General features: G+C 72.4%; 6 protein-coding genes. 4 read left to right on the top strand and 2 right to left on the bottom strand.

Annotation, left to right across the window (positions count from 1 at the left end; all coding sequences use genetic code 11):
- Positions 1-98 precede the first annotated feature (98 nt).
- From ASG73_RS00500 to ASG73_RS00495, 3 genes are all read left to right on the top strand, one after another.
- Complete coding sequence (locus ASG73_RS00500; protein ID WP_082566889.1) at positions 99-3,440, top strand: BTAD domain-containing putative transcriptional regulator; 3,342 nt, start codon at positions 99-101, stop codon at positions 3,438-3,440.
- A 56-nt stretch (positions 3,441-3,496) separates the two neighbouring features.
- Entirely contained in the window at positions 3,497-4,906 is a 1,410-nt protein-coding gene (locus ASG73_RS17360; RefSeq protein ID WP_162253948.1) for an FAD-binding oxidoreductase, read from the top strand.
- 93 nt (positions 4,907-4,999) lie between these two features.
- Entirely contained in the window at positions 5,000-5,995 is a 996-nt protein-coding gene (locus ASG73_RS00495) for a hypothetical protein (RefSeq protein ID WP_055989252.1), read from the top strand.
- Here the strand turns inward: ASG73_RS00495 and ASG73_RS00490 are convergent.
- The gene (locus ASG73_RS00490; protein WP_156466075.1) at positions 5,961-9,845 is read right to left on the bottom strand and encodes an adenylate/guanylate cyclase domain-containing protein; all 3,885 of its coding nucleotides are present in this window, start codon (positions 9,843-9,845) and stop codon (positions 5,961-5,963) included. The genes ASG73_RS00495 and ASG73_RS00490 overlap by 35 nt on opposite strands.
- 1 nt (position 9,846) lies before the next feature.
- Complete coding sequence (locus tag ASG73_RS00485; protein ID WP_082566887.1) at positions 9,847-13,089, bottom strand: MFS transporter; 3,243 nt, start codon at positions 13,087-13,089, stop codon at positions 9,847-9,849.
- Positions 13,090-13,183: 94 nt separating this feature from the next.
- On the opposite strand from ASG73_RS00485, the gene ASG73_RS00480 reads away from it, so the two are divergent.
- The gene (locus ASG73_RS00480) at positions 13,184-14,113 is read left to right on the top strand and encodes an oxidoreductase (RefSeq protein ID WP_055989246.1); all 930 of its coding nucleotides are present in this window, start codon (positions 13,184-13,186) and stop codon (positions 14,111-14,113) included.
- Positions 14,114-14,496 lie beyond the last annotated feature (383 nt).

Genomic DNA, 14,496 nt, shown 5'->3' with positions numbered 1-14,496 from the left:
TTGCGCTCGCGCCCATCGTCCCCTTCGCCCGGCACGCACTGCTCCGCACCGTCGGCCACCACAGAAGGCGCTGACCGGCCCGTGCGCGGCCTCCTACCATGAGTCGTGTGCGTGTGACCTACAGCGCCTTTGGTGGTTTGCGGGTGACCGTCGCCGGTGTCCCGCAATCCATGACGCGCGCTCGCGAGCGTCAGGTCCTCGCAACCCTCGTGTCCTCTCGCGATGCCGCGGTGAGTGCGGACCGGCTCGCCACCGACATCTGGGGGACCGACGCAGGCCACGCCACCGTGGGGCTGGTGCACGTCGCCGTCTCCCGGCTGCGGTCGCTGCTGGAGCCGGATCGCACCCGGCGCGGCGGCGACCTGATCGTCAACACACCCGCCGGCTACCTCTTGCACGCGGATGCCGCCGACGTCGATGTGTGGCGCTTCGAGGACCTTGCTCACGAGGCGCTCGATCCCGGCCGCCCCCCCGAGCGGATCGTGGCCATCGGGGAGGAGGCAGCGCTGCTGTGGTCGACTCCCTATGCCGGCCTCGACGCGCCCGGCCCCCAGCGCCATGCGGGCCGGTTGCGCGAGCTGCACGCCGACCTCGAGGTGGAGCACGGTCGGGCCCTGCTCGACATGGGGCGCGCCGACGCCGCGGTGCTGCACCTGTCCGAGATCAGTACCGACTACCCCTTCCGCGAGCCACTGTGGTGCCTGCTCGCCCTCGCGCAGTACCGGGGCGGCCGCCAAGCCGATGCCCTGGAGACACTGCGCCGGCTCCGGGGGGCGATGGCAGCCGAGCTGGGGGTCGATCCGGCCCCGGCGACGCTCGAGCGGGAGCAGGCGATCCTTCGTCAGGACCCTGCCCTGCAGGCGAGGGCGTCGCCAGTCACGACCGCCACCTCGCCGGACGACGGACCGAGGATCGTCGGACGGGTGCACGAGCTGGAGGTGGCGGCCAGCCTCCTGGCCGATGCCAGGACCGAGGGTCGGGCCCAGTTCCTGCTGGTGGCCGGCGAGCCGGGTGTCGGCAAGTCGGCCTACCTCGGTGCGCTCGAGGAGCTCGCGGCCCAGCACGGGTTCGAGGTCGTCGTCGGCCACAACCACGAGGACGATCTCGCTCCCGTCCTGTGGCCGTGGCTCGAGATCGTGCGGCCCCTGCTGGCCGGCGCCCCACCAGAGCTGCGCGAGACGCTCGAGCCGATGGTCTCCCCCGACGCGTCGGCTCCCGCTCGCGGTGGCCGGCCGCTGCGCACCTATGACGCCGTCCTGGACCTCCTTGCGGGACGCGCCCGGGCTCGACCCCTCCTGGTGGTGATCGAGGACCTGCACTGCGCGGACACCGCCACGCTGCAGCTGATCCGGCACGTGGCGCACGCACGACTGCGGGTGCCGATCGTCGTGGCCCTCTCCCGGCGCACGACCACCCCGCTCGCTGCACCGCTGCTCGACTGCCTCGCGGAGCTGTCCGCCGCACATGTGGTGCGGGTACGTCTCGACGGGCTCACCACTGCCGCGGTGGGTGAGCTGTTGACGAGCGTGGCCGGCGGGCACACGCAGGCCCTCGACGCCTTCGTCACCGAGCTCACCGGCGGCAACCCGCTGTTCGTCCTGCAGTACGCGGGCCTGCTCGCGACGCACCCGCACGTCGAGGACTTCGACCCAACCACCGTGGGTGTGCCCGAGGGCATCATGGACGTCCTACGGCAGCGCATGCACCACCTTCCCCAGACCGCGATCCCCGTGATCGTCTCCGCCTCCGTCCTCGGCCTGACCATCGAGCCCGAGGTGGTCGCGGCCCTGGTCGGCGCTCCCGTCGACGACGTCCTGGCCGCGCTCGACACTGCCGTCGCCGCCGGTCTGGCCGTCGAGCAGGGCAGCCGCTACGCCTTCGTGCACGCACTCGCGCGGGCCAGCGCCTACGGCGAGCTGAGTGCGGCTCGGCGGGTCCGGCTGCACGACCGCGCCGGCCGCATCATCGAGGACCAGTTCGGCGACGGCGCCGACACCGCTGCTGCCATCGCCCAGCACGCGTGGGCCGCGTCGACCCTGTCCCCCGCACACCGTGAGCGCGCTGCCCACTGGCGGGCCCGCGCCGCGGGCCTGGCGGCAGCGCGGCACGCGACGAAGGAGGCCTTGGATCTGTGGCGCGACGTCCTCGCCAGCGTGCCGACCGACTCGGAGGCGGCCGCCCGCGCCCACGGCGGCGCTGCAGTGGCGCTGATGCAGCTGACCCGGTTGGACGAGGCCGCGAGCGAGATCGAGGCCGGCGTGGCGATCGCCCGCGACCTGGGGTCCTGGGACCTGGTCGCTGAGCTCGTGTCCACCCTCGCGGCGGTGGGACCGTGGGGGTGGCCCATCCACGGTCGTTCTCGGGCTGCCTTCATGGGCGCCCTCCAAGAGGCGGTTCCTGTGGTGAGCGAGCGGTCGCGCGCCCTGCTCCTCGCCGTCCTCGAGGTGGAGCTCTACCACGCCGCCACCCGGCGCAGACGGGGCGAGCACGCGCCGCTGGCCCTGGCCCTGGCACGTCGCCAAGATGATGACGACCTGCTCCGACGCGTGATCCTCTTCCTCCTCGTGGGCACGACGGGGATCTGGTCGGCGCAGCAGCGCTTGGCGCTGGTCGACGAGCTCTTCGCGCTCGAGCCCACCGATGACCTGCTGGTGGGTGCCCTGCTGTCGCGCGCGGTCGTCGAGTGGGAGAACCAGCGCCCGGATGCCGCGGACGCCGCCATGGAGCGCTGTGCCGCCGAGGCCGGCCGGTTGGGCATCGGCGCGGTGGAGCTGGTCATGACCTGGTGGCACGCGGCCCGCGCCAGGGACCGAGACGCGCCGGACGCGGACGCATTGCTGGAGGCTGCCATGGATCTGCATCGGCAGTCGGGTGCCATCGGCATCGAGGACGTCGTGTGGCTGGCGGCCGCGCGCCACGCCGCAGGTGCGCATGCCCTGGCACGGTTGCGGGCTGCCCCGCCCCCACGGGTGCAGACGGCCCGCCTCCTCGTCGCCCACGTCCTCCTTGAGGCGGGGGAGGAGGCTGCGGCCCGGACGGTCGCCGAGGAGGTCGACTGGTCGGAAGGGCCCTACGCGGGCAACCTCGAGAACCTGTGCTTCCGCCTCGTCGTCCTGGCCGGCATCGGGGCCCCGGAGGAGATCCGCCGGGCCATCGAGGCGCTGGAGCCCCACCGTGGTCGGACCGTCACGCTCGGTGCGTGGGCCGACCACTGTGGCGTCACCGACCACTTCCTCGCGGTGGGCTACGCAGCCGTGGGCGACCCCCGGGCCGCCGCAACGGCCGCCGATGCCCAGCAGGCCAACGAGGCCCTCGGTTGCGCGCCCTGGACCCGCCGGTCGGCGGCGCTGCTCGCATCGCTGGCCCCGGAGCCGACGCTCGGCCCGCGCGAGGCGGCAAGTCGTGGGCAAGCGGGCAGCCAGCACGGACGCGCACCCTGAAGGAAGGTGGCAGGCGGGTCCCGGAGGGCGCGTCGCCCGCGATGGTGGGAGAACTGATGCGGCCCTCGGTGTTGCACACCGGCTCGAGTGTCACCTCGACGGCGCTGCGTGACCTGCGCCTGCGCATCCGCGGGGCCGTCCACGGCCCCGACGCCGAGCAGTGGGACGCGGTCCGGCAGCCCTGGCAGAGGTACGTCGACCAGCACCCCCTCGCGGTGGTCGAGGTCGAGGACGGGCAGGACGTCGTGGCAGCGGTGCGTTGGTCCGTGGCCAACGGGGTGCAGGTCTTCACCCAGCCCGTCGGCCACGGGGCCGGGACCGACCTGCGTGGCGCCCTCCTGCTGCAGACCGGACGACTCGACGCCATAGAGATCGACCTCGCCCACCGGACGGCCCAGGTCGGCGCCGGCGTGAGCAGCGGAGCCCTGTGTGCCGCGCTGGCGGGCACGGGACTGACCTTCCTGGTCGGGTCGTCGCCGGGTCCCAGCGTGGTGGGGATGACCTTGACGGGCGGCTTCAGCTGGTTCGGCCGGGCCTTCGGCCTGGCGTCCGAGAGCATCGTCGCCGCCGAGATCGTGGACGGGCTGGGGCGGCTGCGACGAGTCACGGCTGTGGAGGAACCGGAGCTGTGGTGGGCCCTGCGCGGCGGTGGCGGCGGCTTCGGGATCGTCCTGTCGCTGGAGCTGGCGCTGCACCCGGTGGAGCAGCTGCACGGCGGGCGCCTGCTCTGGCCGGTCACGGCCATGGCGGAGGTCCTGCCGGCCTTCCGCGCAGTGTGCGAGGCGGCGCCGGATGCCCTCACGACGTGGTTCCAGGTGGTCGCCTCGGCGGACCTGCCCAGACCCGTGGACACAGTGCGCGGGCAACGCTTCGTGGCGGTCCTGGTGGCACACCTGGGGACGAAGGGGGAGACGCACCGGCTCCTGTCGCCGTTGCGTGCCGTAGCCGGTCTCGTGGTCGACGAGATCGACGAGCTCACGGTCGAACAGCTGCTGGAGCTGACCGGCGAGCCCACCGAGCCCCAGTCCTGCCTCACCCGCTCCGCGCTGCTGGACGAGCTGGACGACGTCGTCGTCGACCGGCTCCTCACCGCCGTCGGTCCGGGCAGTGGGACGGCGCTGGCGATGCTGCAGGTCCGACATCTCGGCGGGGCCCTGACGCACGACGCGTCCGGCTGCCACGGATCCGTCCCCGAGCACTACACCGTCCTGGCCCTCGGGATGGCGACCACGCCCGAGGACGTGCGCAGGGTCCGGACGGACGGCGATCGGGCCATGGCCGCCGTGGCCCCGACGGGCAGTGGTCGGACCCTGATGAACTTCCTCGCGCACGACGAGGAGTGCGAGTGGTGGGACGAGACCGCCCGCATCCGGCTCGAGGCGATCAAACGGGTGATCGATCCCCTGGACACCATCCGGAGCAACCGACCAGTCGCACCGGCGACCGGGTTTCCCACCTCCGGCTAGCACGCGACAAGCCGGTGGCAAGCGGGGTGCATCAGCGTGGGTCCACTGGTAACGCACCCTCGAGGGCCTTGCCCCGGACCGAAGGACCGTCAGATGTCGCACTCCATCCGCACCACGATGCTGGCTCCACGGGCGCGACGGGCGGGCCTCGCTGGCCTCGTCGCCGCCCTCCTCGCCCTGGCGATGATGGTCCTGGCGCCGCCGCCGACGTCGTCCGCCGATCCCACGAGCGGACCGACCGGGGTGGCGGTGAAGCTCGCGACGACGCAGCCCGGAGTGGGAGGTGCAGTCCCCGACGTGCTCGCCCAGGCAGGGGTCACCCCGATCTCGCTGACGCTCACCCTCACAGGTGACCAGCCCAGCGGGCCGACACCGACGTTCACATCGGACGCGACCTTTGCGCTCGACGTGAGCCTGGCCGGTGGCGGGACCCCGCACGGGAGCGTGTCGCCCGACCAGGTCGTGCTGCCGGCCGGCGAGGTGTCCACCACGACAACCATCACGTACTCCGCCGCGGACAACGGCGTCGTCATCACGCCCCGCCTGACGGGAGACCTCGCGACGACGAACCCACTCACCGCGACGGCCAGCGATCCCTTCGTCAGCCTGAAGCGGTTGACCGTCACGCCCGCAGGACCCGGCGCGACGACCATCGGGGCCGGTGCCTGCACCGCCGACAGCGCTGACCTCGGGTGCGCCACCGTACTGCTTCCCAAGGGGACCGTGTCGAGCGTCGCGGTCACCACCGTCGGCGCCTGCACCCAAGAGCTGCAGTGCCCGGACGGGTCAGAGGTCGTCGGGTTCATCGCGGACCTGGGCACCCTCTACACCCGGGACGCGCCTGCCCAGATCGTGATCCGGTGCGACGCGAGCCGATGCGGTCAGGGCGCCATCCACAAGTACGTCGCGAAGATGACCTTCGACGCGACAGGGCCCCTCGACATCACCTCGCAGCCCTGCGTGGCGAAGGGTGTGGCCGACGACGGGCACGGCAACGCCTTCTGCACGGACTACGTGTCCTCCAGTCGCAACCAAGGGGATCTGCTGCTCGTCGTCAACGTCCTCGGTGACTACCGAGGAGCCGTGTAGGACGAGCCGTGGATGAGGTCGCGAGCGGCCATCCCAACGGCAAGGGGAGAGCGCGTACTCCCAACCGGGCCAGGGCCTCGTCGGCCCTGGCCCGGTCCACGGGACGGGGCCGGCCGTCGACGTCCGCCGCCACCGCGGCACCCAGCTGGTTCAGCGCCCGCTCGAACCCCCCTTCGCCCGGTCGGGAAGCAATGCCCGCCTGGTAGCAGCCACAGGCGGCGTCGGGGTCGTGCTCCTGGAGAAACAGGGTGCCGAGCAGGAAGTGCAGTCGGGCCGCGAGACCGTCCACCCCGAGATCGCCCGCGCGCGCCAGCAGACCGGTGATGTCGGCCCGGATCGCATCAGGGTCCCGCGAGGGGACGACGTCGGCGACGCGGCTGCCGAGGATGGCCAGGTCCGCATCGGCGGCCTCCTGGTCAAGGCCCAGCACCGCGAGCTGTGCCCTCGCGTCCTCGAGGTGCTCTCTTCCTTCCGTCAGTCGGCACTGACCGACGCGGACCTTGCCGAGCTCGAGCCGCACGAGGGCGACGAGCTCGAGGTCGCCAGTCGCGCTCGCGGAACGTCCCACCGAAGCCAGCACCTGTTCCACCTCGCTCCAGCGGCCCTGCCGGACCAGGACGTCGCACCGGTTGTAGCGGGCGTTGGCGGCATTCGCCGTGTCGCCGACGCGATCGATGACGATGGCGGCCCGGTCGAGGAGCTCCTCGGCGACGGGCCAGCGGCCGTCGATGATCGCAGCGATCGCGAGGTTCGTCAGGCACTTGCCCTGGAACAACAGGTCGCCGGTCTCCTCCGCCCGAGCGAGCGCCAGCTCGCCATAGGGTCGGTCGGTCGGGACCCCGGCGACCGCGAGGATGAGCGCGTGGCCGTTGTGGGCCCGGGCGAGGACGTCGGGGTCCCCGGACCGGGCGGCCTCCGTCACGGCCAGCTGCGACCAGTGGATGGCCGACTCGTGACTGGCCCGCAGGTGGTGGACGAAGGCCATCTGGAGGGCCAGACGGGAGCGCAGGGCGTCGGCGTCCGGGCCGTCCACCTCCACCAGGGACCGGCGGGCGTGGCCGGCGATCCGCAGGGAGGTCCCGAAGGCGCCGACCCGCTGGTGGATCCCGACCTCCTTCGCCATCACCGCGATGCGCGCGAGACCTTGGGCCCGGAAACCGCTCCGGGCCCGCCGATAGTGGGCGATGGCCGCCTCGGAGAGCCCGGACATCTCTGCGACGTCACCGATGGCTTCGTGCACCTCACCCACCGACTCCTTGCTCACGTCCTCGACGCGGGCAGCGGCCGTCAGGGCCCGCTCGTAGAGCGCCATGGCCTCGAGGTAGGAGTAGGCCGCACGGGCTCGCTCCGCCGCCAGCCGGGAGTAGGTCCACGCCTTGCTGTGCTCGCCGGCCTCGAAGAAGTGCGTCGAGAGCAGCTCCAGTGGCCGAGGGGTGGCATCGGAGGCCTCGAGGCGGGTACCGGCCCGCAGGTGCAGTCGACGTCGGAGTCGGTAGGGCAGCCCGGCGTAGGCCACGTCGAGCACGAGGCTGCTGGTGAACCGGAACATCGTCTCGTCCGACCGCTCGGACCGCAGCTGCCCGTGCAGCTCGCGCAGGTCCTCCGGCCGCACGGTCCAGTGCTCCTCGCTGACGAGGTCGTCCAGGTCGGCCAGGCTGAAGAGTTCACCCAGCACGGACGCGAATCGCAAGATCGTGCGGACCCGCGGCGGTAGCGCGCCGATCGCGGCGCCGATCACCTCCTCGACACCGTCGGGCAGGCCGACCAATGATCCGCGCACCCGGATCACGTCGAGCAACGAGCGCAAGAAGAGCGGGTTGCCGTCGGCCTTGGCGACGACCGCCCGCAACAACGACTCGCTCAGCGGCTGCTCCTGGGTCCATTCCTCGAGCAGGGCCAGCGAGGTGGCCTCGTCGAGTGGCTCGAGGGTGAGGCGCGTCGGCTCGTCAGCCGGGTCGATCCGCAGCCCGTGGACCGGTGTCCGGCGGGTGGTGACCACGGCCCAGGGTCCGGCGGACCGGTCCGCGATGATCCGCCGGACGAGGTCGGCCGACGCCTCGTCCATGTCGTCGACACCCTCGAGGACGAAGAGCGTGGGGGTTGAGCAGACCGCGGCGAGCAAGGTCATCAGCGAGTCGGCTGCCCTGGCCGGACGGAAGCGATCGTCGAGATCGCTCAGCTCCGGCGTGTCCGGCACCTGCGCGCCGAGCAGGGCGGCCAGGAGCGGGAACCACGGCAGGAGCTCGGCGGCGGACGCGGTCACTGCACGGTGGAGCGCCGCGACTTGGTCCGTCATCGAGCAGCCGTGGGGGATGCCGATGACGTCCCTGAGCAGGCGCCGGACGGCTTGGTGGGCGACAGCGCCCCCGAAGCGACGGCTGGGTCCGCGCACGACGACGAATCCGTCGGCGTACTGCTCCCTGACGGTCTCCACCAGGGCCGACTTGCCCAGGCCCGCGGCCCCGACGATCTCGATGTACTGGCTGCGTCCCGCGCGTGCCTGGTCCAGGGCCTCGGCGATGACGGCGACCTCTCGCCCGCGACCCAGCATGAGCTGGCGTGCCCGGTCGGGCGAGGTGGTGTCGTCCTGGGGCCGGATGGAGCGGACGAGCGCGGCCTCGATGGGGCGGGACTTGCCCTTGACGGTCAGGGGAGCCACCTCCTCGGAGACGATGCCGCTGCCCACCCGCGCGAGAACGGCCTTGGTGGTCATGACCTGACCGGGCGACGCCTTGCCCATGACCCTGGCCGCGACGTTGATGCAGTCGCCCAGGAGGGAGTAGCTTCGTCGGAACTCGGGACCGAAGTCGGCCGAGAAGACCCGGCCGGCGTTGATGCCTGCCCGCAACGGCAGGTCAGTTGCCCCGTCGACGATCTCGCGCACCGCGCGGACCATCCGGTCTTCCACGTCCTCACCACGTTCGGGCGCCCCGCAGACGAGCATGATCTTGCCCCCGTCGACGTTGATGTCGCTCTCGAGGAAGGTCACCCCGTGGGCTTCGCACGCGCGCTGGGTGGCTCGCACGAGCCGATCGAGGGCGCCCGCGACGGCGTCGGCGCCGGACCGGGTCATGAGCGAGTCAGTGCCGGAGAACTGGATGAAGGACACCGCGATGAAGCGGTGCTCGTCCTCGCCGGTCTCTGCGAGGAGATGGGCGCGCACCGGAGGCGGGATCAGGCAGGCGATGTTGTCCGGGTCCAGCCCCCGCCGAGGCCCGACCGGCGCGTCCGGTCGCGCCACCGGTGCCCGGCGCAGGAGGAAGCCCGTGGGGGAGGGCGAGAATGCCCTGATCGGCAGTAGTGCGGCCGTCTCGGCGCTCGCCGCGATCTGACCTGCGGACGCCGCCGCTTCCTGCTGGGCCGTGCGGCTCGCCGCCGGACCGCTGACGATCAGCTCTCGGTGCACTGCGGGGTCACCGACGAGGAAGAAGTCGAAGCGCCCGCTGTGGATGCCGACCGACATCCGGAGGGTGATCTTGCCCGCGGACGAGCGGGTCCGACCGACCGTGTAGAGCGCCCGGCGCATCGCGGTCGTCGCGCGGACGGCGCGACCTGCGTGGTCCGCGCCGCGGAAGAGGAGGAGCACCGCGTCCCCGCCCCACTTGATGAGGTCGGCGTCCTCCTGCCGGCAGGCCTCCAGCATCGCCGCGAAGGTCGCCGACAGGATGTCACTCAGCTCCTCCGAGCCGACCAGCCCCAACCGCGTGAGCCGCTCGGTCAGATTGGTGAAGCCGGAGAGGTCGACGAAGGCCATCGACCCCTCGATCTCACGGTGGACGGCCGCAGGCGTGCCCCGGAGCCACTCCGCAGCAAGGTCCGGGACATAGGGCCGCAAGGGTGAAGCCGGCACGTCAGGGTGCGCCACCAGGGACGGCGCCCACGGGCGGGGCCCGGTCGAGCCCGACGAGCCCGACGAGGGCGTCGGGTGCGTCGGGTGCGTCGGGTGCGGGCGTCGGGTCCACCGGCTGGCCGAGGTCGCCGAGGTCGCCGTCGCACTCCGCGAGCAGGGCCCGCGCGGCAGCACGGCCGGACTCGATGAGGACGTCCATCTGGTGGAACTCCAGCAGACCGACACCGTGCCCGGCGACGCTGATCACCCAGGCGCCGTGCGCGCGGGCTCGCTCCACCGCGCCACCGGAGCCGATCATCAGACTGCGCATCAGGGTGTCGCCGAGTGCCGGCACGCGCGGTCGCCCGGACCGGTTGCGAGGCGCTCCACCTGCGCCGATGTTGACCGCGACCACGGGTCCCTCGTCCCGGCGGGTGAGGAGGTCGACGGGCAGGTTGTCCAGGACTCCACCGTCGATGAGGAGACGGCCGTCGTCGGTGGGGATCGGCGGGAACAGCCCTGGTATGCGCGACGAGGCAAGGGTTGCCTCCACGACGGCGCCACGGCGGTGCACCTGACGGCTGCGGCTGAGCAGGTCCACGCTGGCCATCCACAGCTGTCGGGGCAGACCCTCGATCACCGCGTCGGCGCCGTAGGTCCGGGTGAGCCCGGCGTGGATGCGCCGTCCCCGCAGGAGGGAGTGGGCGGGCAGCTGCCAGTCCCCGAAGAGGTTGTGTCGGACGAATTCGCCGTAGGCGATGTCCTCGAGCTCGGCGCCGTCGAGACCGCAGGCGTGGGCGGCGGCGATGACGGCCCCCACGCTCGTGCCGGCGACGCGATCGACGTGCAGGCCGGCGTCCTCCAGCTCGCGGAGCACGCCGATGTGCGCCATGCCCCTCGCTCCTCCACCGGCGAGGACGAGGCCGAGCGATCGGCCGGCGAGGCGCTCCCCGAGGGGTCGCAGGGCCACCGCTAGGTCGCCGTGGGCCAGCGTGAGGTCCCAGGCGTCGGTGGCGGCGACCCACGCGGCCCGCCCCGGGTGCGGCGGTGGCGGTCCGACGAGGACGAGCTCCGGTTGTCGCGCAGGAGTCGGGAAGATCGCCAGACGCTCGTCGACGCCGTCGGAACGCGCCACGAGGACGACGGTGTCGGCCTGCCGGAGGCAGAACTCGCGCCAGGTGTCGTCGTCGTCCTCGCCGGCGAGCAGGACGACACGCTGGTGATCCTTCTCCAGTTGGTCGAGGGTGTCCGGTCCGATGCGCCCGGGCGCGACGACGGAGCGGTGCGTCGCGATGTCGGTGGTCAGGCGTTCCGCCACGGCGGCCGCCGGGACGCCCCGGGTCAGGGCGACGACCGAGATCACCGTCGGGCGAAGGGGGGAGCGCGCCTGCGCGGGTCCGCCGGCGGTCCGCAGGCGCTCGGCCATCTGCGACAGCAGTGCCCGGGAGGCGAGCGGGTCCGTGAGGGTGAGGTCGTCGAAGGAAGCGCGGGGCAGCTCGAGGACCGTGCTGTCGCGCCGGGCGCGCACGGCCGCGGACCTCGGCTCTCCCGTGAGCAGGGCGAGCTCGCCGAGGACGTCGCCGGGGACGAGCTCACGCACGACCTGCCCGTCGACCTCCACCTCGAGGCGGCCGCTCGCGACGCTGTAGGCGGAGCCCGGGGGGTCACCCTGGTGGAGGAGGTAGGTGCCAGCGGCGACCCGGACGGGGCGCATGCAGGCCAGCAGGTGCGCCGACGTCGCTGCAGGGAGCCCGGCCAGGGTGCTGTGGATCGCCGGGCCCGGGGCCCAGCTCTCGGGCGGTGCGGGGTCGTGGATGCGCGCCCCGCTGTCCGCCAGCGAGAGCTCCTGCGCCGACTCGGGGTCGATCTCCTCGGTGCGACCGAGCGCGAGCGCGATGGCGGCGACGACGACGAAGGCGATGATCGACAGCACCCACCCGCGCCGGAAGGCCGCGACGGCGGTCTCCGCCGTCGGGTCGCCGAGCACGACGACGAGCACGGCGATCCCGAAGACACCGCCGAGCTGCCGGGCGCTCGAGGCGATCGCCGACGCGGTCGCGAAGCGTCCTCCCGGCACTGCGGCGAGCCCGGCGCTCCCGAGCAGCGGCAGCGTGGCGCCCACCCCCAGCCCGCTCAGCACCTGACCCGGCATCCACTCGGTCCAGAAGGCCGGCGTCAACCCGACGGCTTGGTGGTACCAGACGTAGGAGCCGGCCCAGACGAGCGCGCCGAGCACGATGAACTCCCGGTGCCCGTGCTTCTCGGCGAGCGGGCCGAGTGCCGCGGCCACGACTGCCGCCACGAGCGCTCCCGGGACGAGCGCCAGACCCGCCTCGATGACCGAGTACTGCCAGACGTACTGCAACCACAGGATGTTGGTCAAGAGGTAGGCGAAGAATCCGAAACCGGCCGCTACGGTCGCCAGCGAGCTCACGGCGAAGGCGCGCTGACCGAGCAGCACCGGGTCGAGCAGAGGCTCCCGGTGCCGGCGGGAGCTGACCACGAAGAGCGCGGTGAGCACGCCGGCGGCGAGCACGCACGCGATGACCCTGATGCTGGTCCAGCCCCAGTCCGCCCCCTTGACGACGCCGAGGTTGAGCGCACCCATGGCGATGGCCAGCAGCCCCGCGCCGACGAGGTCCGGCAGGACCCGGCGTCCGGGAGCTCGGCTCTCGACGAGGACGCGACGGGAGGCGATGATCGCGACCAGCCCGAAGGGGATGTTGATGAGGAAGGCCCACTCCCAGCCGCCGGCGTCCACCACGAGCCCGCCGATGGGCGGACCGAGCCCGGCGGCCACGGCTGCCGACGCCCCCCACAGGCCGATGGCATGTGCGCGTCGGCTGCGGGGGAAGGCCGCGACCACGAGCGCCAGGGAGGCCGGCACCAGCAGGGCGGCCCCGAGGGCTTGGACGACGCGGAAGGCGACGAGTGCCTCGACGGTCGTGGCGGTTCCGCACAGACCGGACGCGATGGTGAAGACAACGACGCCACCGACGAAGGCACGGCGCCTGCCGATGAGGTCGGTGAGCCGGCCGAACACGATGAGGAAGGCCGCGAAGACGATGTTGTAGCCATTGAGCACCCAGGACAGGGAACCGATCGAGGAGTCCTTGAAGGCATCCCTCATCGACGGGAAGGCGACGTTGACGATGGTCGCGTCGAGGAAGGCCAGGAAGGCGCCCAGACAGGCAACGAGGAGGACGCTCCCGGGTCTCGTCCGGGAGCTGGCCTGCGTAGCGGGGGCGGACGCGTTGCGACTCATACCCCCCACCGTGGGTGGGGTGACTTGCCAACGGCTTGTCTGCCACTAGCCGGGGCGACGTGGCCGCTGAGGTGCGAGAGGCAGACTGGCCCACATGACACGCGCACGCCAAGCATGGACAGCAGCCCGCATGCCCGACCAGAGCGGACGCACCGTCGTGATCACCGGGGCCAACTCGGGGCTGGGCGCGGTGACGGCCCGTGAGCTGTCCGCTCGCGGCGCCACCGTGGTCCTCGCCTGCCGCGACACGTCGAAGGGGGAACAGGTCGCCTCATCGCTCCCCGGCGCCGAGGTCGTGCGCCTGGATCTCGCGTCGCTGGAGTCGGTGCGCGAGGCGGCGGAGGAGATCCGTGGACGGCACGAGCGGATCGACCTGCTGGTCAACAACGCCGGGCTGATGATGACGCCCCGTGGCGCGACGCAGGACGGCTTCGAGCTGCAGGTGGGCACCAACCACCTGGGGCACTTCGCGCTCACCGGGCTGCTGCTCGACCGGCTGCTGGTGACACCCGGCTCCCGGGTGGTCACGGTGACGAGCCTGGCGCACCGGTGGGGTGGCGGGGTGATGGACTTCGACAACCTCCAGGCAGAGCGTGGTTATGACTCGATGGGCGCGTACGGCCGGTCCAAGCTCGCCAACCTGCTCTTCACGCACGAGCTGCAGCGTCGCCTTGACGAGGCCGGCGCGCCGACGATCGCGGTCGCGGCGCACCCCGGCCTCTCCCGGACGTCGCTGGCTCGCTATCTGCCCCTTCCGATGCGGCCCTTCATCGCAGCCGGCACCTGGGTGACCGGTCAGAGCGCGGCGAAGGGGGCTCTGCCCACCCTGCGTGCAGCCACCGACCCGACGGTGGTCGGCGGTGGGTTCTACGGTCCGAGCGGGCCCGGGGAGACGCGGGGTCGCCCGGTTGCCGTGGGCTCGTCCTCGGGGTCACGGGACCCGGAGGCGATGCGTCGGCTGTGGGAGGTCTCCGAGGAGCTGACGGGGGTACACCCTCACCTCGGGCCCGTCACCGCTGGTTGAGGAACGCGGCTGAGGAACGCTGACTTCGGAACGCTGGCTGAGGAGTCCGCGTAGCGGGCGTCTCGAAGCCACCAGCTTGTCCACACCCTCGGGCCGAAGGGAGCGGTTGTCCCCAGCTGGATGGGGTGTGGGTGCGTGGTGGGTGGTCGTCCATACGATCGAGGTATGTCAGAGGCGACGGTGCGGTTTCACGATCCGGGGGTTCTCCCGGGGTTGCGTGACGCGCTGCGTGGCCTGTTGATGAGTGACATCACGAGTGTGTGGCAGGCCCCCGACAGTGATGTGGGTGAGGCGCTGGCGTTGGTGGGGCGGTTGCGTCAGCTCACCGAGGCTGCGGAGGTGGCTCTGGCGCGGGAGGGCATCTCCCGGGGTCTGCCTGGTGA

This window comes from Janibacter sp. Soil728 (genome assembly GCF_001428305.1).
Taxonomy (GTDB): Bacteria; Actinomycetota; Actinomycetes; order Actinomycetales; family Dermatophilaceae; genus Janibacter.
The sequence above is the reverse complement of the archived record's forward strand: the minus strand, read 5'-3'. Positions and strand labels throughout refer to the sequence as shown.